The sequence below is a fragment of the Kitasatospora sp. NPDC004289 genome, from assembly GCF_053602875.1.
On sequence record NZ_JBSGEL010000001.1, the window covers coordinates 144,449 to 169,893 of the forward strand.

Annotated in this window: 24 protein-coding genes and 1 tRNA gene; 15 read left to right on the forward strand and 10 right to left on the reverse strand. The window is 72.9% G+C overall.

Annotation, left to right across the window (positions count from 1 at the left end; translation table 11 throughout):
* Positions 1–12 precede the first annotated feature (12 nt).
* Entirely contained in the window at positions 13–744 is a 732-nt protein-coding gene (locus tag ACWEPF_RS00630; protein ID WP_449796149.1) for an aquaporin, read from the reverse strand.
* 171 nt (positions 745–915) lie between these two features.
* Between ACWEPF_RS00630 and ACWEPF_RS00635 the strand changes: the two genes are divergently transcribed.
* A complete protein-coding gene (locus tag ACWEPF_RS00635; RefSeq protein ID WP_452170835.1) occupies positions 916–1,686 on the forward strand; it encodes a MerR family transcriptional regulator in 771 nt (256 codons plus the stop codon).
* Between the two features lie 2 nt (positions 1,687–1,688).
* On the opposite strand, the gene ACWEPF_RS00640 is transcribed toward ACWEPF_RS00635, so the two are convergent.
* Positions 1,689–2,666: a helix-turn-helix domain-containing protein gene (locus ACWEPF_RS00640; protein ID WP_425558694.1), complete on the reverse strand. Its 978-nt coding sequence runs from the start codon at positions 2,664–2,666 to the stop codon at positions 1,689–1,691.
* Between the two features lie 202 nt (positions 2,667–2,868).
* On the opposite strand from ACWEPF_RS00640, the gene ACWEPF_RS00645 reads away from it, so the two are divergent.
* The 4 genes from ACWEPF_RS00645 (at position 2,869) to ACWEPF_RS00660 (ending at position 5,705) form a co-directional block, all read left to right on the forward strand.
* On the forward strand, positions 2,869–3,333 hold the full coding sequence (locus ACWEPF_RS00645) for a rhodanese-like domain-containing protein (protein WP_452170836.1): 465 nt from the start codon (positions 2,869–2,871) through the stop codon (positions 3,331–3,333).
* 161 nt (positions 3,334–3,494) lie between these two features.
* Positions 3,495–3,626, forward strand: a complete 132-nt coding sequence (locus ACWEPF_RS00650) for a hypothetical protein (RefSeq protein ID WP_452170837.1) — start codon at positions 3,495–3,497, stop codon at positions 3,624–3,626.
* A 100-nt stretch (positions 3,627–3,726) separates the two neighbouring features.
* Entirely contained in the window at positions 3,727–4,371 is a 645-nt protein-coding gene (locus ACWEPF_RS00655) for an RNA polymerase sigma factor (protein ID WP_452170838.1), read from the forward strand.
* On the forward strand, positions 4,368–5,705 hold the full coding sequence (locus tag ACWEPF_RS00660; protein WP_452170839.1) for a hypothetical protein: 1,338 nt from the start codon (positions 4,368–4,370) through the stop codon (positions 5,703–5,705). Before ACWEPF_RS00655 ends, ACWEPF_RS00660 begins: the two co-directional genes overlap by 4 nt.
* Before the next feature lie 69 nt (positions 5,706–5,774).
* Here ACWEPF_RS00660 and ACWEPF_RS00665 read toward each other — a convergent pair whose 3' ends face one another.
* Both ACWEPF_RS00665 and ACWEPF_RS00670 read right to left on the reverse strand, forming a co-directional pair.
* The gene (locus tag ACWEPF_RS00665; RefSeq protein ID WP_452170840.1) at positions 5,775–7,274 is read right to left on the reverse strand and encodes an aminopeptidase P family protein; all 1,500 of its coding nucleotides are present in this window, start codon (positions 7,272–7,274) and stop codon (positions 5,775–5,777) included.
* A gap of 153 nt (positions 7,275–7,427) precedes the next feature.
* Positions 7,428–8,780, reverse strand: a complete 1,353-nt coding sequence (locus tag ACWEPF_RS00670; RefSeq protein ID WP_449796143.1) for a PP2C family protein-serine/threonine phosphatase — start codon at positions 8,778–8,780, stop codon at positions 7,428–7,430.
* Positions 8,781–9,241: 461 nt separating this feature from the next.
* Between ACWEPF_RS00670 and ACWEPF_RS00675 the strand changes: the two genes are divergently transcribed.
* The gene (locus ACWEPF_RS00675; RefSeq protein ID WP_345287210.1) at positions 9,242–9,952 is read left to right on the forward strand and encodes a bifunctional DNA primase/polymerase; all 711 of its coding nucleotides are present in this window, start codon (positions 9,242–9,244) and stop codon (positions 9,950–9,952) included.
* Between the two features lie 156 nt (positions 9,953–10,108).
* Here ACWEPF_RS00675 and ACWEPF_RS00680 read toward each other — a convergent pair whose 3' ends face one another.
* The 4 genes from ACWEPF_RS00680 to ACWEPF_RS00695 form a co-directional block, all read right to left on the reverse strand.
* Positions 10,109–11,095 carry a DUF5926 family protein gene (locus ACWEPF_RS00680; RefSeq protein ID WP_452170841.1) on the reverse strand — a complete coding sequence of 329 codons (987 nt, stop codon included), beginning with the start codon at positions 11,093–11,095 and terminating at the stop codon, positions 10,109–10,111.
* 133 nt (positions 11,096–11,228) lie between these two features.
* Positions 11,229–11,756, reverse strand: a complete 528-nt coding sequence (locus tag ACWEPF_RS00685; protein WP_380149493.1) for an ATP-binding protein — start codon at positions 11,754–11,756, stop codon at positions 11,229–11,231.
* A gap of 240 nt (positions 11,757–11,996) precedes the next feature.
* Positions 11,997–12,806, reverse strand: a complete 810-nt coding sequence (locus ACWEPF_RS00690) for a glycerophosphodiester phosphodiesterase (protein WP_449796141.1) — start codon at positions 12,804–12,806, stop codon at positions 11,997–11,999.
* Between the two features lie 88 nt (positions 12,807–12,894).
* Entirely contained in the window at positions 12,895–14,235 is a 1,341-nt protein-coding gene (locus tag ACWEPF_RS00695; protein ID WP_452170842.1) for a purine-cytosine permease family protein, read from the reverse strand.
* A gap of 310 nt (positions 14,236–14,545) precedes the next feature.
* Between ACWEPF_RS00695 and ACWEPF_RS00700 the strand changes: the two genes are divergently transcribed.
* Complete coding sequence (locus tag ACWEPF_RS00700) at positions 14,546–16,159, forward strand: S1C family serine protease (protein ID WP_452170843.1); 1,614 nt, start codon at positions 14,546–14,548, stop codon at positions 16,157–16,159.
* Positions 16,160–16,206: 47 nt separating this feature from the next.
* Positions 16,207–16,294: transfer RNA gene (locus ACWEPF_RS00705), tRNA-Ser, on the forward strand.
* Between the two features lie 59 nt (positions 16,295–16,353).
* Here ACWEPF_RS00705 and ACWEPF_RS00710 read toward each other — a convergent pair.
* The gene (locus tag ACWEPF_RS00710) at positions 16,354–17,118 is read right to left on the reverse strand and encodes an SDR family NAD(P)-dependent oxidoreductase (RefSeq protein ID WP_345287198.1); all 765 of its coding nucleotides are present in this window, start codon (positions 17,116–17,118) and stop codon (positions 16,354–16,356) included.
* A gap of 163 nt (positions 17,119–17,281) precedes the next feature.
* On the opposite strand from ACWEPF_RS00710, the gene ACWEPF_RS00715 reads away from it, so the two are divergent.
* The 7 genes from ACWEPF_RS00715 to ACWEPF_RS00745 all read left to right on the forward strand — a co-directional run bounded on the left by ACWEPF_RS00715 (position 17,282) and on the right by ACWEPF_RS00745 (position 24,251).
* A complete protein-coding gene (locus ACWEPF_RS00715) occupies positions 17,282–17,722 on the forward strand; it encodes a transketolase-like TK C-terminal-containing protein (RefSeq protein WP_452170844.1) in 441 nt (146 codons plus the stop codon).
* Between the two features lie 416 nt (positions 17,723–18,138).
* Positions 18,139–19,347 (forward strand): 3-deoxy-7-phosphoheptulonate synthase, encoded by a 1,209-nt coding sequence (locus tag ACWEPF_RS00720; protein WP_452170938.1) that lies wholly within the window; start codon positions 18,139–18,141, stop codon positions 19,345–19,347.
* An 81-nt stretch (positions 19,348–19,428) separates the two neighbouring features.
* Positions 19,429–20,208: a 2,3-dihydro-2,3-dihydroxybenzoate dehydrogenase gene (locus tag ACWEPF_RS00725; protein ID WP_345287194.1), complete on the forward strand. Its 780-nt coding sequence runs from the start codon at positions 19,429–19,431 to the stop codon at positions 20,206–20,208.
* A 117-nt stretch (positions 20,209–20,325) separates the two neighbouring features.
* Complete coding sequence (locus ACWEPF_RS00730; protein ID WP_345287192.1) at positions 20,326–20,961, forward strand: isochorismatase family protein; 636 nt, start codon at positions 20,326–20,328, stop codon at positions 20,959–20,961.
* A gap of 69 nt (positions 20,962–21,030) precedes the next feature.
* A complete protein-coding gene (locus ACWEPF_RS00735; RefSeq protein WP_452170845.1) occupies positions 21,031–22,965 on the forward strand; it encodes an anthranilate synthase family protein in 1,935 nt (644 codons plus the stop codon).
* A gap of 98 nt (positions 22,966–23,063) precedes the next feature.
* Positions 23,064–23,396 (forward strand): hypothetical protein, encoded by a 333-nt coding sequence (locus tag ACWEPF_RS00740; RefSeq protein ID WP_452170846.1) that lies wholly within the window; start codon positions 23,064–23,066, stop codon positions 23,394–23,396.
* A 156-nt stretch (positions 23,397–23,552) separates the two neighbouring features.
* Entirely contained in the window at positions 23,553–24,251 is a 699-nt protein-coding gene (locus ACWEPF_RS00745) for an HAD family hydrolase (RefSeq protein WP_452170847.1), read from the forward strand.
* 27 nt (positions 24,252–24,278) lie between these two features.
* Here the strand turns inward: ACWEPF_RS00745 and ACWEPF_RS00750 are convergent, their stop codons facing one another.
* Positions 24,279–25,241 carry a ScbA/BarX family gamma-butyrolactone biosynthesis protein gene (locus tag ACWEPF_RS00750; RefSeq protein WP_345287184.1) on the reverse strand — a complete coding sequence of 321 codons (963 nt, stop codon included), beginning with the start codon at positions 25,239–25,241 and terminating at the stop codon, positions 24,279–24,281.
* Positions 25,242–25,445: the final 204 nt, after the last annotated feature.

The window sequence follows — 25,445 nt, forward strand, 5'->3', positions numbered from 1 at the left end:
GCCTCGGCGGCCTCAGCCCCGCAGTTCGGGGACGAGCTCGCGGGCGTCGTCCGGGGCGCGGTGGCGGGGCCGGCCGAACAGGACCGGGACCAGGGCCAGGCCGAGGACGGCGCCCGCGCCCTGCGCGAGTACGAAGGCCGGCACGGAGGCCGGGGCGATGCCGGTGTAGGTGTCGCTCAGCGAGCGGGCCAGGGTGAGGGCCGGGTTGGCGAAGCTGCCGGAGGAGACGGCCCAGCAGGCGGCGCCGATCCAGGCGGCCACCGCGACCGGGGCGTACTGGCCCCGGCCGGTCCGGAGCAGGCCGAAGACCAGCAGCACCAGGCCCCCGGTGGCCACCGCCTCGGCCAGCCAGAGGTGCGGGCCGCCGAGCGGCTGCGAGGAGGCGGCCAGGACGGGCTGCCGGTGCATCAGGTTGGCCAGGGCCGCCCCGGCCACACCGCCGAGCAGCTGGGCGAGGACGTAGCCGCCCAGCTCGGGCAGGGTCAGGCCGGTGCAGCCGCGCCGGTCGGTCCACCAGGCGGCGGCCGAGACCAGCGGGTTGAGGTGGGCGCCGGAGACCGGCCCCAGCAGGGTGATCAGTACGGCCAGGGCCAGCACCGAGGCCAGCACGTTGGCCAGGAACTGCACCCCGCCGTCGGCGCTCAGCGCGGTGGCCCGGATGCCGGAGCCGATCAGCACGGCGGCCAGCACGGCGGTGCCGAAGGCCTCGGCGGCCAACCGCCGGGGGAGCGAGGGGGTGGTCATGCGGCCATGGTCGGGGCACCCCGCTGAGCTGGACAATTGGCCGGTGTGCCCAAGGTCGGCGGCCGTTCGGGCTCCGTGCTCGGAGACTCGTACGGCGCACGCCCGCGCACCGGCTTGACCCTCACGCGACGTGAGGGCGGAGGCTGGGGCCAGTGAAGGAGGAAGGGCCGGATGAGCGGTGAGTACTCGGTGGGACAGGTCGCGGCCGTCGCCAAGGTGACGGTGCGGACCCTGCACCACTACGACGGGATCGGCCTGCTGTCGCCGTCCGGGCGGACCCCGGCCGGCTACCGGCGGTACCGGGACGAGGACCTGGACCGGCTGCAGCAGATCCTGTTCTACCGCGAACTCGGCTTCTCCCTCGAGGAGATCGCGGCCGTCCTGGACGATTCCTCGGCCGGACCGACCGAGCACCTGCGCCGGCAGCACGCGCTGCTGCGGGACCGGATCACCAGGCTCCAGGAGTTGGCCGCGGCGGTCGAACACGCCATGGAGGCGAGCACGATGGGAATTCAGCTGACCCCGGAGGAGAAGTTCGAGGTCTTCGGCCAGGACTACCAGGAGAGTTGGGAGACCGAGGCCGAGCAGCGCTGGGGCGGCACCGACGCCTGGAAGGAGTCCCGGCGCCGGACCGCCCGCTACACCAAGGAGGACTGGGCGAAGCTCCAGCAGGAGCAGGCCGCGCTCAACGAGCGGCTGGCCGCCGCGATGAAGGCGGGGGTGGCCTCGGGCAGCGCGGACGGCATGGCGCTGGCGGAGGAGCACCGCCTGCAGATCACCGGGGCGTTCTACGACTGCGGCCACGAGATGCACCGCTGCCTCGGCGAGATGTACGTCGCGGACCCGCGCTTCACCGCGACGTACGAGAAGGTGGCCCCCGGCCTGGCGCACTGGCTGCGGGACGCGATCGTCGCCAACGCGGATGCCCACCTGGCCGGTTGAGCTCAGGCCACGCCCCGGCCGAAGGCCCGGCGGTAGGCGGTGGGGGAGGTCCGCATGGTGCGGCCGAAGTGGTGCCGGAAGGTCGCGGCGGACTCGAAGCCGACGGCCGCGGCGATCTCCTCCACCGTCCCCTCCGGGGACTCCAGCAGCGACAGGCTGGCGGCGATGCGCTGGGTGATGACCCAGCGCATCGGGCTGGTGCCGTTGCGGGCGGTGAAGTGCCGCAGGTAGGAGCGGTCGGACATCCGGGCGGCCCGGGCCAGCCGGGTGATGGTCAGCGGGGTGGCCAGGTGGTCGAGGGCCCACTGCATGGAGCGGGCGATGCCGTCGTCCTCCTCCTCCACCGGGAGCACGGTGGCCTCGATGAACTGGGCCTGCCCGCCGTCCCGGTGGGGCGGCACGACGAAGCGGCGGGCCACCGTGTTGGCCACCTTGGCGCCGTGGTCGCTGCGCACCAGGTGCAGGCAGAGGTCGATGCCGGCCGCGCTGCCGGCACTGGTCAGCACCGAGCCGTTGTCCACGTAGAGCACGTCGGGGTTGACCTTCACCGCGGGGTGGCGCTGCTGGAGCAGCTCCGCGTACCGCCAGTGGGTGGTGGCCTCCCGGCCGTCCAGCAGTCCGGCGGCCGCCAGTGCGAACGCACCGGAGCAGATCGACACGATCCGGGCCCCGCGCTCGTGCGCGGTGCGCAGCGCGGCCACCAGCCCGGGGGAGACCTCGCCGCTGAACGCGTTGGGCACCCCGACCACCATCACGGTGTCGGCGGCGGCCAGCTCGTCCAGTCCGTGATGGGCCATCAGGGAGAAGCCGCCCACCGCGCCGAGCAGCTGCCCGGGGCGGTCCGCGCAGATCTTCAGCCCGTACCAGGGCGCGGCCAGCAGCCCGGCCAGCTCGGGCCTGGCCAGGCCGAACACCTCGACCACCACGCCGAGTTCGAACGGGGCCATGCCGTCGAAGGCGTACACCGCGATGGTGTGCACCGGCTCGGGGCGGGGGCCGATGCTGACCTGGACGGGGCGGGTGGTGGCGGGGTGGTCGGCCATCGGTGCTCCTGGCGCGGCGGTACGTGGTTGGCGGGATCTTGGCGAGTGTAGTCGTGGGCGCCACTGTCGGGGCGGGGTGTCCGGATCGGAAGATCGTCACGTCGGAAAGAGCGCACAACCGCCCACCAGGAGCCCGCAGATGACTACTGTCACCACCACCGCGACCTACAACGGTTCGCTCGGCGCCACCGTCTCCCCCGAGCGGGCCTTCGCCTTCCACGCCGAGCGCCTCGGCTGCCAGGCCGACCCGGCGGACGTCTGGTACGCGATGCGGGACGGCAAGCAGGACTTCACGATCGTGGACGTCCGGGCCGAGGGCTCGCACCGCAAGGCCCACCTGCCCGGCGCCATCAGCCTGCCGCTCGCCGAGATCACCGCCGAGCGGGTGGCCGAACTCCCGGCCGGCCTGCTGGTGGTCTACTGCTGGGGCCCCGCCTGCAACGGCTCCACCAAGGGCGCGATGAAGCTGGCGGCGCTCGGCCGCGAGACCAAGGAGATGATCGGCGGCCTGGAGTACTGGGTCCGCGAGGGCTGGCCGACCGAGGGCCGCCGGGCGATCGACCCGGCGAACGCCACCCCGAACGACCTCGGCCTGGTGTGCTGACCTGCGGCGATGCCCCGCGGAAAAAAGTTCTGAGGTCACCTGCAACCCCCCGGGGGGATGCACGTCTATCAGGGTGGGAGCAAGGGGAGCCGGGAGAACGGCCGAGCCCGGCGGCTCTCGCCAATTGACGGAGCACCACACCGCCCAGGGGGACCTGCACCATGAACGAGCCCGTTTTCCACCGTTTCGCGAAGAACATCACCGTCTCGCTCGCCGTCCTGGCCCCGCTCGGCCCGGCCGGCTGCTCCACCGCGCAGCCCTCCGCCCCGGCCGGTGTGCCCGCCGCGTTCTGAACCGGGCACAATCGCGCAGGTCAACAGCCGTCCGAACAGACATTTACCGTTGTGCCGCCCGCCGAGCGGGCCGTGCCGCGGAGGGAACGGAAGAGCGAGCATGTCCATAGCGATCGCACCCGCCCGGGGACTCTCCGGCGCGGGTGTGCTCAAGGGGTTCTGGAAGCTGCTGTTCGGGGCCGAGGCCGCCGAGCCCTACTCCGCCTCGGAGACCAGCACCAACCTCAAGGTCGTCCGGGTCGGCGGCCCCGGCGCGGAGCGCCCGACGCTCACCGAGCTCTACCACGCCCACCGGCTCGGGCTGGTGCGGATGGCCGTCCTGCTGGTGGACCGTCAGGACCTGGCCGAGGACGTGGTGCAGGACGCGTTCACCGCGCTGTACCAGCGCCACGGCGAGGACCTCGACAACCTGGAGAACGCGCTCGGCTACCTGCGCACCTCCGTGGTGAACGGCGCCCGCTCCGTGCTGCGCCGCCGCAGGACCGCCCGCGACTACGTGCCGCCGCACGAGGCCGACGCCGCCTCGGCCGAGGAGCAGGCCGTCCTCAACGACGAGCACCGCCGGGTGCTGGTGGCCCTGCAGGAACTGACCCCGCGTCAGCGCGAGGTGCTGGTGCTGCGGTACTGGTCCGACTTCTCCGAGGCCCAGATCGCCGAGACCCTGGGGCTCTCCCGGGGCGCAGTGAAGTCCACCGCCAGCCGGGCTCTGGATGCCCTCGAGAAGCACCTGGAGAAGGCCCGATGACCGCGAAGCCGACCGATCCCGACCGGCCCGAGTCGCCGACCGAGCAGCTGCTCCGCGCGGCCCTGGCCGCCCGCGCCGAGCAGGTGACGGCCCAGAACCTGCGCCCCGCCGCCCCGCCCACCCGACGCACGCGCAAGGTCCGCCCCTTCCACGTGGTCACCACCATCGCCATGTTCGGCCTGGCCGCCGGCCTCGCCATCGGCGTCCTCAACACCGGCGGCCACCCCGTCGCCGAGGACGTGGCCCCCGCCGTCACCGCCTCCGTGTCCCCCTCCCCGTCCCCGACGCCCACCGCGTCCCCGAGCGCCGAACTCACCCCGAGCGGATCGGCGTCGGCATCGGCGACCGAGACCGAGGAGCCGCCGGCCACGACCACCGTGGAATTCCACAAGGTCAAGGTCGAGGTCCCAGCGGGCTGGACGGTCGACGTCCGCGATCCGATGAGGCTCTGTCTGCGCGTCCCAGGGGCGGGTGTCGCCGCCAAGGGGGAGTGCCTGCCGCAGGGCGTGATGATCACGGCGTACGACAAGGGCGTGGAGCAGCTCTGGCCGAGCGAGGCGGACCTCGACTCCGATTCGGGCTGGTCCCACCAGCCGACCTGCTACCTGCCCGGGGACCCGGGGCCGACCGGCGTCGGTGACGACTACCGACGGATCGGGCAGCCGCAGCGCTCGCTGGTGACGCTCAACGGGAAGTACGTGAACAAGGTCCGCTGGCAGGTGGCCTGCGATGCCACCAGGCAGTACACCGCCCAGATGTGGGGGTTCCACAAGGAGCAGGTCTTCGTGAACGCCAACGGTCTGCCGGCGAAGTACCAGGCGGACCTCGAGGCGATCGTGGCCGGCCTCGACCTGACCGGACGCAAGGACCCCGGGCACGGTACGGACGTGAAGGTGACCTTCGGCGTCTCGTCCACGGCCCGTGAGGGGGACAGGACGGTGGTGACCTTCCCTGTCACCTGGACCAACGTCAGCTCCACCACCTACGCCTCCGTCGAGCCTGTGGTGGCCGGCCGGGAGGGCGCGGACCCCGCGGACGCTGCGGCGGTCGCCAAGCAGCCGGCCGGCACGCTGGAGCGCCAGGACGGCACGCGGTGGAAGCAGTTGCCGATGCTCCGGATCGGTGGAGGGATGGACTACGCCACGACCGGGCAGGACGCGGCCTTCCCGCTGGCACCGGGTAAGAGCCGGACCGTGACGTACCGGATGAAGCTCACCAACACCAAGCCGGGGATGGCGATGCGGATGACCGGAGCAGCCTATCTGCCCACGGCGGGTGGGGAGTTCAACTCGGTCGGCGACGCGGGTGAGTGGCCGATGGTCGGTGTGGGCTGATCCCTGACCGAGACGGCGGCCGCCCCCCCTGCCCGAGGGGGTGCGGCCGCCGCCGTGCGTGACCCTGCGTCAGCCGGTGAGGCGGGCCATCCAGGCCTCGACCTCGTCGGCCTGGCGGGGGAGGCCGGCCGAGAGGTTCTCGTTGCCCTCGGCGGTGACCAGGATGTCGTCCTCGATGCGGACGCCGATGCCGCGGTACTCCTCGGGGACGGTGAGGTCGTCCTGCTGGAAGTAGAGGCCGGGCTCGACGGTCAGGCACATGCCCGGGACGAGGTCGGCGTCGACGTAGTCCTCGCGGCGGGCCTGGGCGCAGTCGTGCACGTCGAGGCCGAGCATGTGGCCGGTGCCGTGCAGGGTCCAGCGGCGCTGCAGGCCCAGCTCCAGGACCTTCTCGACGTCGTACACCGAGGCGTCGATCAGGCCCCACGCCAGCAGCCGCTCGGCCAGCACCCGCTGGGAGGCGTCGTGGAAGTCGCGGAACCGGCCGCCCGGCTTCACCGCGGCGATGCCCGCCTCCTGGGCGTCGTAGACCGCGTCGTAGATCTTCCGCTGGAGCGGGGTGAAGGTGCCGTTGATCGGCAGGGTGCGGGTGACGTCGGCGGTGTAGAGGGTGTGGGTCTCCACGCCGGCGTCCAGCAGCAGCAGCTCGCCCGGGCGGACGTCGCCGTCGTTGCGGACCCAGTGCAGGGTGGTGGCGTGCGGGCCGGCGGCGCAGATGGAGCCGTAGCCGATGTCGTTGCCCTCGACCCGGGCGCGGCGCCAGAAGGTGCCCTCGATCCAGCGCTCGGAGGTGGCGACGGCCTGGCCGAGCTCGCGGACCACGTCGGTGAAGCCGTTGACGGTGGAGTCGCAGGCGGCCCGGAGCTGGGTGATCTCCCACTCGTCCTTGACCAGGCGCAGGCCGCTGAGGAAGGTCTTGAGCTCCTCGTCCTTCTCCTCGTCCAGCTGGTCCGCGAGCCCGGCCTCCAGGCCGGCGTCGTACTTGCGGACCAGCCGGGTCGGGGCGGCCGGGGCGGCCTGGAGCTCCTCGACGGCCTTGCGGACGTCGCGGCAGGGCAGGCCGAGCAGCTGCTCGGCCTCGGTCAGGCTGTGGCGCCGGCCGACCCAGAGCTCGCCGTTGCCGTCCAGCCAGAACTCGCCGTTCTCGCGGTTGGACCGCGGCAGCAGGTAGAGGTGGAAGTCGTGGCCGCCGCCCTCGCGGGGCTCGCCGACCAGGATCGCGTCCTCGGTCTGGTCGCCCGTCAGGTGGACGTACTCGCTCGCGGCGCGGAAGGAGTACTCGGTGTCGTTGGCGCGGGTGCGCAGGTTCCCGGCCGGGACGACCAGGCGCTCGCCGGGGTACGCGGCGGAGAGCGCGGCGCGGCGGGCGGCCGCGTACGGCGCCTGGGCCACCGGTTCCAGGCCGCGCAGCTCGGTGTCGGCCCAGCCGGACTTCATCGAGGCGGCCAGCTCGTCGGAGACCTCGCCGTACAGGCCGTTCTTGCGGCCCTTGACCGGCTGCTCCTCGGCGTCCTCGCCTGCGGCACCCTCGGGGTTCTCGGCTGCCGCCGGGCTGCGGTCCTCGGTCACTACGTCGCCTCCTTGCGATGTGGTCCCGCCTCGGCGCGTCGGATCGCGACGCACGTGGGCGGCCGTCGGCCCCCATGGTACGGATCGCCACCGAACGGCTGAGCGGGCACCGCCAGCGGGTCCGGACTCCGTCAGCCGCCCGGGGGGAGGAACTCAGTCGAAGCGGGCGGCCAGCAGCACCAGGTCGTCGGTGCCGCCGTCGGCGCCGGCGGCGGCCAGCAGGTGGGCGCAGAGCCGGTCCGGGTCGGCCCGCACCTCCCGGGGGGCGTCGGCGGCGGCCCGGCGCAGCGCGTTCTGCCCGGCGTGCAGGGTGGGGCCGCAGCGGCGGGCCAGGCCCTCGGTGTAGAGCACCAGCACGTCGCCCGGCCCGGCCTCGACCTCGACGCCGGGCGCCTCCCAGCAGCTGAGCATGCCGAGCGGGGCGGAGAGCGAGGTCTCCACGAACTCGGCGCCCTGACGGGTCACCAGCACGGGAGGGCAGTGCCCGGCCCCGGCCAGGGTGATCCGACGCTCCTCGGGCTGCACCCAGGCGTAGAGCGCGGTGGCGGTCCGGGCCGGCTCGGTGGTCTTGAGCAGCAGCTCCAGGTCGCCGAGGACGGAGACCGGGTCCTCGCCCTCCAGCACCGCGTACGCCCGCAGCGCGGCGCGCACCCGGCCCATCGCGGCGGCCGCGCCGGGCGCGGAGCCGGGGCCGGCACCCAGGCCGTCACCGGCCACGCTGCCGACGGTCAGGCCGAAGGTGCCGTCGGGCAGCGGGATGGCGTCGTACCAGTCGCTGCCGGCCGAGCGGTCCAGCGCGGCGGGCAGGCAGCGGGCGGCCATCCGCAGCCCGGCGCCGACGGGAAGGCGGTCCGGCAGCAGGCCGCGGCGCAGCGCCTCGGCCTGCCGCTCGGCCCGCTCCTGGTCGAGCTGGCGGGCCAGCAGCTGGGCGGCGAACTCGCAGTACCGGTGGGCCAGCAGGCGGCGGCCCGGGTCCGGCTCGGCCGGTTCGTCGTAGAACCAGGCGGCCGCGCCCAGCGGGCCGTCCTCGGGGGTGGCCAACGGGAGGGCGAAGCAGGCGCCCAGGCCGAGCTGCTCGGCCACCTCGCGGAACCGGGGACCGGCCGCCGGGTCCTCCGCCAGATCGGTGATCAGCAGCTGACCGGCCCCGTCGGGGTGGCTCAACAGGCCTGCGAACGGCCCGTGTTCGGCCGGGACGGTCTCCAGGGCGCCCAGCTCGGCCCGGTCCAGGCCGAGGCCGACCGGTCGGCCGGCGCCCCGGGCGGTGGTGGTGATCAGACCGCGCCGGGCGCCGAGCAGAGCGGCTCCGGACGCCAGCACGGTGGCCAGCGTGCCGGCCAGGCCGCGGGCCCGGGTGAGCAGCTCGGTGTGCTCCTGGAGCACCGTGAGATCGGACAGCTGTCCGGCCAAACGGTCCTGCAGGTCGGCCGTTCCGCTGGTGGCCAGGAAGCCGAGGTCCGGCAGCACGGCGGTGGTCGCCGCTGCCGGTGGCTTGGCGTCGGTCATGTCCCAACTCCCCACACATTGGTACGTGTCACGCAGGACCCTCAGGACCGCCCAAAAGGATTGCTATGTCACTACTCGGCATCAATCCACCACTTGTACACAGGCCGAAAGGGGCATGTCCAGAATCGGGACAAGGCCGGATGGCTGGTTCTCGCCCGCTCCCGCCCGCCCGTCGACCTGCCCGGACGCCGCGTGCGGCCGGACCGCGTCCGGGCCGGTGGGGCCGACGGTCCGTCAGGTGCCGTCGGCGATCGTAGGGTTCGCCCGCCGACCGGCCGCCCGGGCCGCGCGCCACTCACCCGTACGGTGGAACCGAAGGCTCCCGAGGAGCGTCCGTCCGGTCGTATGCGGGATTCTCGTTCCGGGCCGTCCGGCCCAGGCCCCGCCCCGGCCTGACCCCAGAGCCCCTCTGGCCCAGCGGTCCAGGAAGCGGCCGCGGAAGCGGAAAGGAACGAGCGCCGATGCCATGGTCACGTCCCCGACGGGGCACCGCCGGAGCACCCGGCCCCGCCGCCGGCCGGGTCTGGCTGCGCTGGCCGGGCAGTCGGCGCCGGGTCAGGGCCGCGCTGCGCGGAGCCGCGCTGGAGGCCGCCGGCCGCGGCTGGCCGGTGCTGCCGGGGGCGCACGCGGCGCCGGGCCGGCCCGGCGGCTGCTCCTGTGCGGACCAGGGCTGCCCCACGCCCGGCGCGCATCCGCACGAGCCGCCGCTGGTGGCGGCCACCACCGATGCCCGGATGGTGGGTTGGTGGTGGGAGCGGCGGAGCCCGGACGCCCCGGTGCTGCTGGCGACGGGGCGGACGGTCAGCGCGGTGAGCGTTCCGGCCAGGGCCGGGGCCCGCGCGCTGGCCTGGTTCGACCTGATGGGCCTGCCGGTCGGCCCGGTGCTGGCCGGACAGGGGCGGTACCTTCTGCTGGTGGCGCCGTACTCGCTGGCCGAGTTGGGCGAGCTGCTGGCCGAACAGCCGTGCGTGCCCGGGGTGATGCGCTACCACGGACCGGACGGGTACCTGGTGCTGCCGCCCTCGCGGGCCGGGTCCGGCTCGGCGCCGGCGCGGTGGGTCCGGCCGCCGGTCGGGGACCGGCCCTGGCTGCCCGAGGTGGGAGGCCTGCTCGGCGCGCTGATCGCGGCGAGTTCGGCTGACGCCGCCTCAACTTCCCTCGGAAAACAGTGAATCCGGCCGCTGGCGACGGGGGATGCACCAGCGACCGGACTGTTTAAATGGTAACAAAGATCCTCGTCCGCGCCAATTTGTCCAAGGACTCTGTCACCTGGGGTTTCTCCGTTCGGGCGGTGAATGTGACCGGAGTCACTCCGCCCGTGCGGATCCTCAGTTGAGGGTCACCTGACGGTTCACCAGATTGGCCCGGGCCTTGCGCTCCTCGACGGTCAGCGGGGCCTCCTCCGCCAGCGCGCCGGCCAGTCGCTCGGCGAACGCGGCGGCGGGCGCCTCGCAGTCGGCGGCGGTCATCGACTGCGGCAGGTCCCAGACCGGGACGGTCAGGCCGTGCGCACGGAACGAGCCGACCAGGCGGGTGTCCTCGCCCAGCGAGGAGTCGCCGGCCGCGTCCAGCCGGGCCAGCGCGTCCAGCAGCTGCTCCTCCGGAACCGTCATGACCCAGCGCAGGTGGTTCTTGTCCGCCGCGGCGCACCAGTACGAGGACGGCACGCTGGAGATCTTCTCGGTCGGGATGGCGGAGGCGTTGGCCCGCTCCAGGGAGGCGGCCACCTCGCCCTCGGCGGCCTCGGCGTCCTCCAGCCAGAACTCGAAGCCGGCGAACACCTCGGGGGTGAACTCGGCCTCCAGGTCCAGCAGTTCCTGCAGCCGGCGCCCGCCGGGCACCGTCCGGCGGGCCGGCACCGGGGTGCCCGGCTCGGTGGCCAGGGCCAGCTCCAGGGCGTCCGCCAGGTCGCGGCTCAGGTCGCCGGAGGAGGACTGGGTCTGCAGGCCGAGCAGGATCGAGCCGTCCTGGCGGCGCAGTGCGGGCCAGGCCAGCGGCAGCACGGTGGCCAGGGTGACGGACGGGACCGGGCCGTTGGCGGTGTCGGCCACGCCCTTGGCCAGGGTCAGCGGCACGGTGGCGGCGGGCACCAGCTCGCGCAGCGCGACCCAGTCGGCCTCACCGGGCAGACCCTCGAACGGGCGGTGCACCAGCTCCTGGACGGCGTGCGCGGCCTCCCGGCCGTGGCAGGCCTTGTACCGGCGGCCCGAGCCGCAGGGGCAGTCCTCACGGGCTCCCACCACGGGGATCTCACCCGGGGTCACGGCGGTGGACGGACGGCGCTGCGGCGACTTCTTGGCGGCCTTCTTGGCCATGGTGCGGCTCCCGGTACGGCGACTGGCTTGCCCCGGAAGCCTACTGAGCTTTCGGCCGCCACCGCGTCCGTGTCGCGCGTCGGGCCCGGACGGGCCGTCAGCCGCGGCACCGGGCCGGGCGCCGGACGGGGCGTCAGGCGGTGCGCGCCCCGTGGTCGGGGTGGAGCGGCAGTGCGGCCCAGACCGTCACCCGGCCCGGTGCGTCCCGCACGCCCCACTCGCTGGCCAGCCGTCCGACGATGGCCAGGCCGCGGCCGCCGCGCGCGGTGAGCGAGGGGCGGGCGGGGAGCGGCCGGGTGGCCGCGCCGCCGTCGGTGACCTCCAGGGTGAGCGAGCCGTCCCCGGGGAGCCGCCAACGGACCGTCACCCCTTCGGGTTCGCCGTCCTCGCCGCACCCCGCCCCGACCAGGACCGGGGCCGGGTAGCCGCCCGGCGCGTCGTCCTTGAGGTCGGCCAGCCTGCCCAGCGGGCGGGCGTAGCGACAGGAGTTGCTGAGCAGTTCGGACAGGATCAGGACAGCGTCGTCGATCACCGTCTCGTCCACCGAGCGGTCACCGAGATCACTGCGCAACCGGCGTCGTGCCGCTCCGACTCCGGCGGGCCCGTGCGGCACCGCCATGGTCGATGAAGTCGGCACCTCGTGTGCCATCATCAACGCCACCCCCGGACCTCCTTCAGCATTCGCCGAGGGATGGATGCCCCTTGGTAATGCGTCGGAAACGGGCGTTCATCGATCGCGGCACGACATTAACGGCCGTGGTAACTCGCGGTGGGCACATGGTGATTGGCTGCTCACGGAACGTCGTGAAAACGACCGGAATTGGCCACTCCAGGTGTTCTGCGCCGCAGTTCACGCCCGTTCACAACCGTGCGCGGGTGATTACCGGCCGACTTGACGTACTTATCGGCCGAGTTGACTCAGAACCGCTCGCGGCCGGTTGGTGATGATGGCCTCGACGCCCAGTTCCAGGCAGAGCTCGACGTCGGCCGGCTCGTCCACCGTCCACACGTGCACCCGGTGCCCGGCCCGGCGCAGGGCCGGCACCAGCCCGGGGTTGGCCCGCACCAGTTCGATTCCGGGGCCGGCGATCCGGGCCCCGCCGGGCAGCACCCGGGTGCGGCCGATCAGCGGCAGCCGGCGCTCCAACAGGTAGACGGTCGGCACCGTCGGGGCGGCCCGGCGGACCCGGTGCAGCGAGAGCTCGGAGAAGCTCATGATCCGGACGGCGGACTCCTCCGCGCTGTCCGGCAGCAGGCCGAAGCGGGCCAGCTGGCGGAGCAGCTCGGCCTCGGTCCGCCCGGCGTACCGGGTGGGGTGCTTGGTCTCGATGGCCAGCTCGATCCGGCGGCCGGCGTCCACCGCCAGCTCCAGCAGCTGCTCCAGGGTGAGCACCGGGCTGGGCTCGGGGGCGTCCGGGTGCTTCCAGGAGCCGAAGTCCATCGCCTCCAGCTGAGCCAGCGTCAGGGCGGAGACCGCGCCCCGGCCGTCGGAGGTGCGGTGCACGGTGCGGTCGTGGACGCAGACCAGCTTGCCGTCGGCGGTCAGCCGGACGTCGCACTCCAGGCCGTCCGCGCCCTCCTCGATCGCCAGCCGGTACGCGGCGAGGGTGTGCTCGGCACGGGCCGCGGAGGAGCCGCGGTGGGCGATCACCTTCACCGCCGCGCGGTCGGGGGTGTTCGTCGAGGTCAAGGCCTGGTCCCGGGTGTCCACGCGGACCACCCTACGAGGCGGCCGGTGGACGTCGGCCGCCGCCACGGGAAACTCCGGGTGAAGTCCCCGTGGCGGCGGAGCCGCGCCGCTACTTCCCGCGGGGCTGGACGGCCAGGGTGGCCAGACCGGCCACCAGGAAGGCGAACAGCGAGGCCGAGGTCCAGGCCTGCGGCGTGAAGCCCACCGAGGACTGCAGGTCCTGCCAGAAGCCCTGCCACCCGTCGATCGCGGTCGGCGCGATGAACTGGTAGGTCGCGAAGCCCAGCGCCCACGGCAGCAGCATCAGCGGCCGGGCCGGCGCGTCCTCGTCCAGGTTCCAGCCGCGGCGGCCGGTGCCGAGGAAGTAGTCGGCCGCCAGCACCGCGAACATCGGCACGAAGACCGCGCCGATCAGGCCGAGGAAGGCGTAGTAGGAGGCGGTGAACTCCTCGATGTTCAGCGCCAGCACCGTCACCAGGGCGCCGATCCCGCCGGTCAGCAGGCGGCGGTCCACCTTCGGCAGCAGGTTCTGCACCGACATCGCGGTGGAGTACACGTTGGCGAAGGACTGGTCGGTCTCCCGGATCACCAGCACCAGCAGGAAGGCCCAGCCGGCCGCGACGCCGGTGAAGGAGGAGAAGATCCGGGTCGCGTCGCCGTCGGACTGCAGCAGTGCCACCACGCCGAGCAGGTAGCACCACACCTGTGCCAGCGAGTAGCCGGAGAAGGTGGCCCAGTAGGCGGAGGAGGCGGTGCGGGCGTGCCGGGTGTAGTCGGCGGCCAGCGGCACGAAGGAGATGGAGACCGCGATGATCGCGTCGGTCGCGGTCAGGAAGCCGGTCCAGTTGCCCGCACCGGGGTTCGGCACGCCCTGGCGGACCAGCTGGACGGTGAAGTACACCATCGCGATGCCCACCGCGATGGTCACGTACTTGCGCAGCACCGCGATCGAGCCCAGCGGCCAGATGGTCAGCGCCGTGGTCAGCACCCCGGCCAGCAGCACGAACAGCCACCGCCAGCCCTGGGTGCCCGTCACCTCCTGGGCGCCCATCGCGATCACCAGCAGCTCGTACACGCCCCAGCCGATGCACTGGGCGATGTTCAGCACCGTCGGCACGTAGGACAGCCTGGTGCCGAACAGGCCGCGCAGCAGGGCCATCGCGGGGGCGCCGGTGCGGGCGCCGATCAGCGCGGCGACGCCCAGCATCGAGGTGCCGATCGCGGTGCCGGCCACCGTCGCGGTGATCGCGGCGGCCAGCGAGAGCTCGGCGCCCTTGACGCCGATCACGGTGGCGGCGCTGGTGAAGCCGATCAGGCTGACGCCGAGGTTGGCCCAGAGCGAGAAGAGCGCCCGGAAGTCCAGCGTGCGCGGCGGCGCGGTGTCGAGGACCAGCGGCGCCTCGGCTCTCGCGGAGACGTCTTGGACAGGGGCAGGCGAAGCAGCCGTCATGGCCGAAGCTCCCTACGCCGGCATTACCCGGACAGGTTCGAGCGGTCTGCGCTCCCTCGCCGCACGGCCAGCTGCTGCATGGCGTACGGTCGTTCCGCGCACTCTCAGCCTGGACGGTCCAAGCTCCCGCGTGTCAGTTTGGAGCGCCAGGCTAGCCGCAGGACCGTCGAACACCAAGGCGGGGCCCAAGGCGTGGGATGTCGGGAACGGCTAAGGATTCTCACCAATCCTTCAGAACGCTCCTTACGACAACTGAATCGGACATGCGGAAAACTGTGGCCCAAGGTCCTGTCAGCTATGGAGGTCGTCCGTGAGCACCGAGCACGTGAGTGGGGACTCGCGTCCCGAGGAGGAGCGCACCTCCACGGCCCGGGAGGCGGCTGACACCGCGTCAACCACCGCCCCCGCCGCGCCCGCCGACACGGTGGCCCTCGGCAAGGTCGCGCCCCCGGCGCCCTCCTACCTGGACGCGCCGCCGCCGGTGCTGCCGCCCGCGCCCGCCGCCCCGCCGGCCCCCGCGCCCGCCGCGCCGCCCGCCGCGCCCGCTGCCGCCGCCCCGTCCTACCTGGACGCGCCGCCGCCGGTGGTCCCGTCCGAGAACCCGTACGCGGTCCCGGCCGCCGCCCCGCTGCCGCCGGTCGCCGACCCGCACGGCCACCCGCACCCGCACCCGCAGGCGCACCCGCACCCCTTCGGCGCGGGCACCCCGCTCGGCGGCTGGGCCGCCCCGCCCGGTGGCGGCGGCCCCGGTCTGCCCGGGTACCCGGAGTTCCCGGGCGCGGCCACCCCGGTGCCCGGCCGCAAGCGCGGCGGTCTGATCGCCCTGGTCGCGGCCGTCGCCCTGCTGGCCGGTCTGGCCGGCGGCGCGATCGGCGTCTCCGTCGCCGACCGGGACGGACGCACCTCGTCCTCCTCCGGCCGGGGCTCCAGCACCACGGTGCAGGCCAGTCAGAACCAGCAGGCGGTCAACCGGGCGCCCGAGTCGGTCGCCGGGATCGCCAACAAGGCGCTGCCGAGCGTCGTCACCATCAAGGCGCAGGGCTCCGGCGAGTCCGGCACCGGCACCGGCTTCGTCTTCGACACCGAGGGCCACATCCTCACCAACAACCACGTGGTGGCCCCGGCCGCCAGCGGCGGCAAGCTGACGGTCCGCTTCTCCGACGGCTCCTCCTACGCCGCCTCGGTGGTCGGCCGGGCCCAGGGCTACGACGTCGCGGTCATCAAGCTCGACAACCCGCCGAAGGACAAGCTCGTCCCGCTGGCCCTCGGCGACTCGGACAAGGTCGCGGTCGGCGACGCCACCATCGCGATCGGCGCCCCGTACGGCCTGGAGGGCACCGTCACCACCGGCATCGTCAGCGCCAAGGACCGCCCGGTCGCCTCCGGCGACGAGACCAGCGCGCAGGCCTCCTACATGAACGCGCTGCAGACCGACGCCTCGATCAACCCGGGCAACTCCGGCGGCCCGCTGCTCGACGCCTCCGGCGCGGTGATCGGCATCAACTCGGCCATCCAGTCGAACAGCAGCGGCTCCGGCCGGGCCGGCTCGATCGGCCTCGGCTTCGCCATCCCGATCAACCAGGCCAAGCGCGTCGCCGGCGACCTGATCGCCAACGGCACCCCCGTCTACGCGATCCTCGGCGTGCTGCGCAACGACGACTACAAGGGCGACGGCGCCCAGATCCAGACCTCCTCCGTCCAGGGCAAGCCCGCCGTCACCCCCGGCGGCCCCGCCGACCAGGCCGGCCTCAAGCCCGGCGACGTCATCACCAAGCTCGGCGGCCACGTCATCGACAGCGGCCCCACCCTGGTCAGCGAGATCTGGACCTACAAGCCCGGCGACAAGGTCGAGGTCGAGTACACCCGCGACGGCAAGACCGCCAAGACCACCGTCACCCTCGGCGAGCGCAAGGGCGACAACTAAAGGGTGTGCACGGATCCCCGTGGGAACCGTTAGGCTGACCTCCGCCTGGAGAGTTGCCCGAGCGGCCTAAGGGACCAGTCTTGAAAACTGTCGTGGCGTGACCCGTCACCGTGGGTTCAAATCCCACACTCTCCGCTGCGGCGAGGCCCCCGACCACCAGGTGGTCGGGGGCCTCGGTCGTTCCCGAGAGGGCGTCAGATCAGCAGGCCGCCGCTGACCTCCAGGCGCTGGCCGGTGGTCCAGCCGGCGGCGGGGGAGGCGAGGAAGGCGACCATCTCGGCGATGTCCTCGGGGGAGCCGATGCGGTCGAGGGCGGAGAGGGCGGCGAGTGAGGCGGCCGCCTCGGGAGTGGTGCGGCGGCGGGCGTTCATGTCGGTGGCGACGTAGCCGGGGGCCACGGTGTTGACGGTGATGTTGCGCGGGCCGAGGTCCTTGGCCAGGGCCAGGGTGAGGGCTTCCAGGGCGCCCTTGGTCATGGCGTAGCCGATCGACTCGGGGAAGGAGACCCGGGTGGCGGCGGAGGAGATGTTGACGATCCTTCCGCCCTCGCGCAGGTCGGGCAGCAGCCGCTGGATCAGCAGCAGCGGTGAGCGGGTGTTGACCAGGTGCAGCCGGTCGTAGTGCTCGGCCGAGAGTTCGGCCAGGTGGCCGCCGCCGGAGAGGGCGGCGTTGTTGACCAGGACGTCCAGGCCGCGGTCGGCGCCGACCGCGGCGAGCGCCTCCCAGAGCCGTGCGCAGAGCAGGTCGGGCCCGTCGAGCTCGGCCAGGTCGGCGCCGGCCGCGACGGCCCGGCCGCCGTCCTTCTCGATCAGCCGCACCGTCTCCTCGGCGGCGGCCTCGTTCACCCCGTAGTGGACCACCACCAGTGCGCCGTCGGCGGCCAGTCTGCGGGCGATGCCCCGGCCGATCCCCCGGCTGGCACCGGTGACCAGTGCGGTCTTGCCCTCCAGTGCTCCCATCGGAGCCCCCTCTCCGGTCGGAAATCCTTCGCGGCGATCCAACCACAGTGCGGTGATGGGTATGTGACGGAGTGACAGAAGCGGGATTGTCCGTGTCGGGGTGCGGGCGGAGAGTCGTTCGTACGGTGGGGGAGCGGCTTCGACGGAGAGGCGGGCGGGCGCGATGGGCATCCCTGGAGAGGACACGCCGGCGGTCCGCGGCGGGCACGTGCTGGCGGAGGCGTCCGCAGGTCTGCCGCAGGTGATCCTGATCGCGGACGGCGGCGAGGAGCGGGTGGCGCTGCGGGCCCGGGAGATCCTGGAGGCGGCGGGGGTGGCCACCCGGGTGGTGGCGATGTCCTGTCCGGCGCGCTTCGACCGCCAGCCGCGCGAGTACCGGGAGCGGGTGCTGCCCCGCGGTGCCGGGGTGCGGGTCTCGGTCGGGGCCGGCGCCTCGCTGGGCTGGTACGCGCTGGCCGGCCAGGCCGGTGCGCCGGTGGGCCTGGCGGGCGCGGGCCTGTCGGCGCCGTACCAGACGCTGTACGAGCAGGTGGCGTTCGCCGCCGAGCGGGTGGCCGCGCGGGCCCGGCTGAGGCTGGCCGAGGTGCGCGACCGCGCCGCCTGATCCACCACGACACGCAGGGCCCCAGGGCGCCGTCCGGCTTCGCCGGGCGGCGCTCCGTCGTTCCCGTCCCCGGCCGGCGATCTGACGCAGTACCGGGCCCGGTGCCTCAGGAAGAGCCGATGTGGCGAAGTGACCGACGGACCACCGGGAATTCGGGAATTCCGATGCCAGGAATTTCGTCGACGACCGGTCAATTGCCAAAACAATCCAACCGGACGGTTCCTAGTGACACGGTTGTGTCCACCTGACGGAGTGTCAAAGTCGCCGTTGACCAGCCACTTTGTGCTGCTCAAACTCAAGTAAAGGTTGCCTTCCGCACTGAATCCACAACATTGTCCGGATATTCGGCAGCCGCGCTTTCCGGGCAAATGGAAAAGAATTCATGACCACGGAGGTTCTGAGTGAGTAGCGACGTCATGGCGGCACAGTCGGCCCCGGCCGGCCCGCCGCTGTCGGAGAGCGAACTCCAGTACTGGAAATCTCTCCCCGCCCAGCAGCAGCCTGCCTGGGAGGACGCCGAGCAGCTGTCCCGGGTGACCGCCGAGCTGTCCGACCGCCCGGGGCTGGTCACCCCGGCGGAGCTCGCCGAGCTCCGCGGCCTGCTGGCCGAGGTGGCCACCGGCCGCCTCCAGGTGGTCCAGTCCGGCGACTGCGCGGAGGACCCGGCGGAGTGCGAGCCGGGCTACGTGACCCGCAAGGTGGGTCTGCTGGACGCGATGGCCGGGGTGGTCTCGATGAACACCCGGCGCCCGGTGCTGCGGATCGGCCGGATGGCCGGTCAGTTCGGCAAGCCGCGTTCCAAGCCGACCGAGACGGTCGCCGGGGTCGAACTCCCCGTCTACCGGGGGCACATGGTGAACAGCCCCGAGCCCGACCCGGAGCTGCGCCGGCCGGACCCGACCCGGCTGCTGGCCGGCTACGACGCCGCCGCGCGGGCCTTCGACGCGCTGCGCGAGCGTGCCGACGCAGGCCTGGCCGCCGCCGGTGCCCCGGTGTGGACCAGCCACGAGGCGCTGCTGCTGGACTACGAGGTGCCGATGCTGCGCCGCACCGACGACGGTCGGCCCTACCTGGCCTCCACCCACCTGCCGTGGATCGGCGACCGGACCCGCCAGCTGGACGGCGCGCACGTGGCGCTGCTGGCCTCGGTGGCCAACCCGGTGGCCTCCAAGGTCGGTCCGAGCATGAGCATCGAGGACCTGCTGACGCTCTGCCGCACGCTCGACCCCGAGCGCGAGGCGGGCCGGCTGGTGCTGATCGCCCGGATGGGTGCCGACAACGTGGCCGGGAAGCTGCCCGCGATGGCGGCCGCGGTCAAGGCCGAGGGGCACCCGGTGGTCTGGCTGACCGACCCGATGCACGGCAACACGGTCAACGGGCCGGGCGGGCTGAAGACCCGTCTGGTGGAGACCGTGGTCCGCGAGGTGCGCGCCTTCCAGGACGCGCTGCTGAGCGTCGGCGCGGTCCCGGGTGGTCTGCACCTGGAGACCACGCCGGACGAGGTGACCGAGTGCGCCCGGGACGAGCGCCAGCTCGACCGGATCGGCGAGAAGTACACCAGCTTCTGCGACCCCCGGCTCAACCCGGAGCAGGCACTTGAAGTCGCGGCTGCCTGGCGGGGCTGACCCGGCCCGGCGCCACTCCTCCTACCGGCCGACGACGGTCGATCCTCCTCGATCTTTGGGGTCGAAATGAGCATTCACGGAATGGAAAACAAGGTCGCGATGGTCACCGGCGCGGCCGGCGGCATCGGTGAGGCGGTCGTCCGAGGGCTGGTCGAGCGAGGTGTGACGGTCGCCCTGGTCGACCGGAACGGCGACCGGCTGGAGGACATCGCCAAGGAGCTGCGGAACGCGGGCGGGCGGGCGGAGGCGTTTCCGGCCGACGTGACCAGCAGCACCGATGTCGAGGAGGTGGTGGACTCGATCGAGCGTCAGCTCGGCGGGATCGACTACCTGGTGAACGGGGCCGGCGTGCTCCGGCTCGGTCCCGCCAAGGAGCTGACCGACCAGGACTGGGCGACCACCTTCGCGGTTAACACCACCGGGGTGTTCTTCATCTCCCGCGCGGTGGTCAACCGGATGGTGGAGCGCGGGCACCGCGGCGCGATCGTCACGGTGGCGTCCAACGCCGCCGGCACCGCGCGGGTGGACATGTCGGCGTACGCGGCCTCCAAGGCGGCGGCCACCATGTTCACCAAGTGCCTGGGCCTGGAGGTCTCCAAGTACGGCATCCGCTGCAACGTGGTGGCGCCCGGCTCGACCGACACCCCCATGCTCACCGCGCTCTGGTCCGACGGTGACGACAGCGCCTCGCGGGCCTCGATCGAGGGCGTGGCCGAGGTCTTCCGGGTGGGCATCCCGCTCGGGCGGATCGCGCAGCCCTCGCACATCGCGGACGCGGTGCTCTTCCTGCTCTCGGACCAGGCCGCGCACATCACCATGCACGACCTCACCGTCGACGGAGGCGCCGCGCTCGGGCACTGACCAGGGCCGGCGCCCCACCGCCGGCCGCCGGAGCTGCGGGTCGCCCCACCGGCCCGCAGCCGCCCCGACGCCGCGTCGGCAACCGTACGGAACAGCAGAGTTGAGAGGACAAGCGTCATGGGGATCCCGACCATCAGCCCGTACCCGATGCCCCAGCAGGGCGACCTGCCGGAGAACACCGTCCAGTGGACGGTGGACCCGGCCCGCGCGGTGCTGCTGATCCACGACATGCAGAAGTACTTCCTCAAGCCCTTCGAGGCCGGCGAGTCCCCGGTCACCCAGCTGGTGGCCAACGCCACCCTGCTCCGGGACCGCGCCGCCGAGCTCGGCATCCCGGTCGCGTACACCGCCCAGCCCGGCGGCATGACGCCCGAACAGCGAGGCCTGCTCAAGGACTTCTGGGGCCCGGGGATGACCATCGACGCCGAGCACAAGCAGGTGGTCGAGCCGATCGCCCCGGCCGAGGGCGACCTGGTGCTGACCAAGTGGCGCTACAGCGCGTTCCACCGCACCCAGCTGCTGGAGTTCCTGCGCGAGCAGGGCCGGGACCAGCTGGTCGTCTGCGGGGTCTACGCCCACATCGGCGTGCTGGCCACCACCCTCGACGCCTACACCCACGACATCCAGCCGTTCCTGGTCGGCGACGCGATCGCCGACTTCACGCTCGACTACCACCGGATGGCGCTCAAGTACGCCGCCGAGCGCTGCGCGATGGCGGTCACCACCAAGGCCGTGCTCGCCGACCTGGACTGAGCGGACGGAGCCGGAACGCGACGGACCAAGCACCAGAAGCGGCGCCAACGGACAATGGAGGAGAGCAACATGACGGACAGTCAGGCCGGGCAAGAGCTGCTGGAGCGGATCCTCTCCGGGCGGCAGTCCGGCTACGCCCTGCTGTACCGGCCGGAGGCCGGCGGGCCGGGCCGGGTGGACGTGCTCGGCGGAGAGGTGGCCGAGGTCGCCCGGCTGGCCGACATCCCGCTGGCCGAAGGGGAGCCGACCGCCACCGGCCGGGCCGAGCACGAGGTGCTCGCCCTGGTGCCCTACCGCCAGATCGCCGAGCGCGGCTTCGCCGCCGCCGACGACGGGGCGCCGCTGCTGGCGCTCGCCGTGCGGGAGCAGGCCTCGCTGCCCCTCGACCAGGTGATCGCGCAACTCCCCGACCAGGCGATCGAGTTGGCGAACGGCGCGTTCGACGTGGACGACCAGGAGTACGCCGGTGTGGTCCGGCAGATCCTGGCCGAGGAGATCGGCAACGGCGAGGGCGCCAACTTCGTGATCCGGCGGGCCTTCGTCGCCGACATCACCGACTACACCCCGGCGGCCGGCCTCACCTTCTTCCGCCGTCTGCTGGAGCGCGAGCGCGGCGCCTACTGGACCTTCGTCATCGACACCGGTGAGCGCACCTTCGTCGGCGCCACACCCGAGCGGCACATCAGCCTCTCGGGCGGCGTCGCGGTGATGAACCCGATCAGCGGCACCTACCGCTACCCGGCCGGCGGGCCCGAACTCACCGGCGTGCTCTCCTTCCTGGCCGACCCCAAGGAGGCCAACGAGCTCTACATGGTGGTCGACGAAGAGCTCAAGATGATGGCCCGGATCACCGAGTCGGGCGGCCGGGTGACCGGCCCGCACCTGATGGAGATGGCCCGTCTGGCGCACACCGAGTACTTCATCGAGGGCGAGACCTCGCGCGACCCGCGGGAGATCCTGCGCGAGACGCTGTTCGCCCCCACCGTCACCGGCAGCCCGCTGGAGAGCGCGGCCAAGGTGATCAAGCGTTACGAGCCCAAGGGCCGCGGCTACTACAGCGGCCTGGTCGCGCTGATCGGCCGCGACGCGGAGGGCGGCCGCACGCTGGACTCCTCGATCCTGATCCGCACGGCCGAGATATCCGCCGCCGGCCGCCTGAGCATCGGCGTCGGCGCCACCCTGGTCCGCGATTCCCAGCCGGAGTCCGAGGTCGCCGAGACGGCGGCCAAGGCGGCCGGCCTGCTGGCCGCGTTCGCCACCCGCCCGGCGGGCGCCGCCGCCCCGGCCGAGCCGGTGCGCTTCGCGCGGCACCCGGACGTGCTGGCCGCCCTGGCCCAGCGCAACCTCGCGCTGGCGCCGTTCTGGCTGGAGGACACCGCGGAGCGCAAGCGCCCCGTCCCCGGGCTGGCCGGCCGCCGGGTCCTGGTGGTGGACGCCGAGGACACCTTCACCGCCATGTGGGACCACCAACTCCGGTCGCTGGGGCTGGAGGTGACGCTGCGCCGGTTCGACGAGGAGTACTCGCTGGACGAGGACTGGGACTTGGTGCTGCTCGGTCCCGGCCCGGGCGACCCGCAGGAGGTGGACCACCCGAAGATCGCCCACCTGCACGGCGCCACCCGCCGGCTGCTGGCCTCGGGCACGCCCTTCCTCTCGGTCTGCCTGAGCCACCAGGTGCTCTGCGCGGTGCTCGGCCTGGACCTGGTCCGCCGGGAGATGCCCAACCAGGGCGTGGCCAAGAAGATCGACCTGTTCGGCCGGACCGAGCTGGTCGGCTTCTACAACACCTTCGCCGGGCACTCCGAGCAGGACCTGCTGCGGCTCCCGCTCGGCGACGGCGGGGCCGAGGCCGAGGTGGAGGTCAGCCGCGACCCGGCCAACGGCCAGGTGCACGCGCTGCGCGGGCCCGGCTTCCGCTCCATGCAGTTCCACCCCGAGTCGGTGCTGAGCCAGGACGGCCTGCACATCATCACCGACACCCTGGTCTCGCTGCTCGCCTCCTGAGCCCGGACCACCCCCGACCCGTGCGGGGCGGCCCCCCTCCCCGGCCGCCCCGCACGAAGGCCTTCCACGAACCGATCCGGCCGAGTTGGAGCAGTCACATGCGCGTTGTCGTGGTCTGGTGGGACCTCGCCGAGTCGAAGGCGGGCATCGAGGAGCTGCGGGCCTTCCTGCGGGACGAGGCGGTCGAGCGCTTCACCGGTCACCCCGGGCTGGTCCACAAGAGCTGGATCTCCGACCTGGAGGCCAACCGCTGGGGCGCGGTCTTCCTCTGGGAGTCCGCCGAGGCGGCGGGGCGTCCGCTCCCGCCCCGGGCCGCCGAACTCATCGGCTACCCGCCCACCCACCGCTGGGCCTTCGACGTCGAGGCCGGCGTGCTGGGGGCCGAGTACCGGCTGGCCGGTCTGGCCGGACTCGGCCTGGCGTTCGACTGACGGCCGCTCGGCTGCCCGCTCAGGGCCCCGCCCGGGCCCGACCGGCCGGAGCGCGTGGGTCGAAGTGACGTAGAGCGCGGCTGAGTTGACGGTGCTCTGGCAGGAGGCCCCGCCCCGGGTCGTAGACTGGCGGCCGATCCGATCGGGGAGGGGCCGATGGCGGCTGAGCCGCTCCGGCGGCTGCGTGCGGCCGCCGTCAACATCGACGGTGTGATGCTCGACGACACCTTCAGTCCGGTGATCCACCACTTCGTCACCAGCCGGGGCGGCGCGTACACCGCGGAGGTGGAGCGCCGGATCTTCTCGCAGGACCAGCGCAGCGCTGCTGCTGCCGCCGCCGAGGCGGCCGGCCTGGACTGGCCGGTGGAGCGCGTCCTGGAGGTCTACTTCCGGGAGCGCGAGGAGTACCTGGCCCGGCACCCGATCCAAGTCCTCGACGGCGCACCCGAGATGGTGACCCGGCTGCGCGCACTGGGCCTGCGGACGGTCTGCTACGGCGGCCTGTCCAGAGCCCACTTCGAGCGCGAACTCGGCGCGCACACGGCACTGTTCGACGATCCGGGCTATGTGTGCACCGACGGATTCCGCCCCGGTGTCCGGGAGATCGTCGTGGACGTGCTGGGGCTGCGCCACGACGAGGTGCTCTTCGTCGACGACGTGGCCCGGGTGGCCGAGGCCGCCCGTGGGCTGGGGACGGCGTTCATCGGTCACCCGAGCGGGTTCGAGCACGGCTTCCAACCGCGGCTGATGCGGGAGGCCGGGGTGCGGCACCTGGCGGCGGAGCCTGCCGAGGTGGACGAGGCACTGGTGCGCGCGGTGGACGAGGAGGCCGCCACCGGGAGGCTGTGGAGCTGAGGCCGAAGAGCCGGGCGTGACGTGGCGTCAGGCCGGGCTGCACACCCACGGGTGGCTGAGCTCGGCGGTGACCCGGCCGCGGCCGGACGAGGAGACGGCACCGGTGCGGCTGCCGCGGAGCAGACAGGTGGGCACGGTCAGCGTGCTGGCGAAGACCGTCCGGCCCCCCTGCTCGGCGCGGACCGAGACGGTGCGCCGGTTCGGATGCTCGACGGGCAGCTCGACCGCCTCGACGAAACAGGGCGCGTCGAACTCCACGTAGTGGCTGAACTCCGAGCTGGCCGAGGAGACCAGGGCCGCCTCCGGCACCATGATCCGGGCCGCCTGCCGGGCCGCCTCCAGCATCACCATGCCCGGGACGTGGTCGCCGGGGTGGTCGAAGAGCACCGGGTGCCGGGTGTCCAGCCGCAGCTGCCAACGGTCCCGCTCACCGGTGGCCGAGAGCACCACGTCCGCCGGGGAGAGCCGGCCGACCAGGGCGGGATCCACCGGCGGGGTCGGCTGCACGTGGACGAGCGGTGACACCACCCGGTTCTCCCGGACCCGGCGGTAGACCTCGGGGCTCATGAAGGTGGCGCTCACGTTGGCGACGGCGGCGATCTGACCGTCCCTCAGCAGCGTCATCTGGTACCGCAGACCGGCCACCCGGCGCCCGTGCTGCCTGGTCACTGTCGTGCTGACCAGCACCTCCAGCTCGGCCGGAGTGTCACGGACGGTGAGCTGGTGGAGTACCGCGGTGAACTCCAGGTCGTGCAGCAGAAAACGGCTCGTGAGAGGTACGGCGAACTCAGCGTGGGCGAGTAGAGTACCAACCTGCCGGATGGTTTCTGCTATGAGAGTGGAGTCGTGGTGAAGGCCGTCGGGCGAGCCGAAGAAGCTGTGGCCGCGGGGCCACTGGGCCGAGACCGAGAAGAACCGGTCGTCGATCCGGCGCCAGCGGGTCAGCAGGACCTCGGCCACGGCGGCGCGGTGCACCAGCTCTTTGGGCACAGTGGTGGTGAAAGACGCAGGTGGGGCCAGTAGGGAGTGCAGGGAAGTGGTGCTTGTCGGGCGGTGCACCGCCTCGACTCCGAATGCGGTGGCCGAGAGCAGGTCAGACATGGTCCCCCCCAAAGGATCACTGTCAGCAGACGGGCGACGACGCGCGGCAGGCACTTAGAATACAGGGCAGCCGGTTTATTTGTAGACCCTGAT

Coding starts and splice junctions, on each gene's coding strand:
- ACWEPF_RS00630 (WP_449796149.1), bottom strand. CDS start 744: ATGACCACCCCCTCGCTCCCCCGGCGGTTGGCCGCCGAGGCCTTCGGC.
- ACWEPF_RS00635 (WP_452170835.1), top strand. CDS start 916: ATGAGCGGTGAGTACTCGGTGGGACAGGTCGCGGCCGTCGCCAAGGTG.
- ACWEPF_RS00645 (WP_452170836.1), top strand. CDS start 2,869: ATGACTACTGTCACCACCACCGCGACCTACAACGGTTCGCTCGGCGCC.
- ACWEPF_RS00650 (WP_452170837.1), top strand. CDS start 3,495: ATGAACGAGCCCGTTTTCCACCGTTTCGCGAAGAACATCACCGTCTCG.
- ACWEPF_RS00655 (WP_452170838.1), top strand. CDS start 3,727: ATGTCCATAGCGATCGCACCCGCCCGGGGACTCTCCGGCGCGGGTGTG.
- ACWEPF_RS00660 (WP_452170839.1), top strand. CDS start 4,368: ATGACCGCGAAGCCGACCGATCCCGACCGGCCCGAGTCGCCGACCGAG.
- ACWEPF_RS00670 (WP_449796143.1), bottom strand. CDS start 8,780: ATGACCGACGCCAAGCCACCGGCAGCGGCGACCACCGCCGTGCTGCCG.
- ACWEPF_RS00675 (WP_345287210.1), top strand. CDS start 9,242: ATGCCATGGTCACGTCCCCGACGGGGCACCGCCGGAGCACCCGGCCCC.
- ACWEPF_RS00680 (WP_452170841.1), bottom strand. CDS start 11,095: ATGGCCAAGAAGGCCGCCAAGAAGTCGCCGCAGCGCCGTCCGTCCACC.
- ACWEPF_RS00695 (WP_452170842.1), bottom strand. CDS start 14,235: ATGACGGCTGCTTCGCCTGCCCCTGTCCAAGACGTCTCCGCGAGAGCC.
- ACWEPF_RS00710 (WP_345287198.1), bottom strand. CDS start 17,118: ATGGGAGCACTGGAGGGCAAGACCGCACTGGTCACCGGTGCCAGCCGG.
- ACWEPF_RS00715 (WP_452170844.1), top strand. CDS start 17,282: ATGGGCATCCCTGGAGAGGACACGCCGGCGGTCCGCGGCGGGCACGTG.
- ACWEPF_RS00720 (WP_452170938.1), top strand. CDS start 18,139: ATGGCGGCACAGTCGGCCCCGGCCGGCCCGCCGCTGTCGGAGAGCGAA.
- ACWEPF_RS00725 (WP_345287194.1), top strand. CDS start 19,429: ATGGAAAACAAGGTCGCGATGGTCACCGGCGCGGCCGGCGGCATCGGT.
- ACWEPF_RS00730 (WP_345287192.1), top strand. CDS start 20,326: ATGGGGATCCCGACCATCAGCCCGTACCCGATGCCCCAGCAGGGCGAC.
- ACWEPF_RS00735 (WP_452170845.1), top strand. CDS start 21,031: ATGACGGACAGTCAGGCCGGGCAAGAGCTGCTGGAGCGGATCCTCTCC.
- ACWEPF_RS00740 (WP_452170846.1), top strand. CDS start 23,064: ATGCGCGTTGTCGTGGTCTGGTGGGACCTCGCCGAGTCGAAGGCGGGC.
- ACWEPF_RS00745 (WP_452170847.1), top strand. CDS start 23,553: ATGGCGGCTGAGCCGCTCCGGCGGCTGCGTGCGGCCGCCGTCAACATC.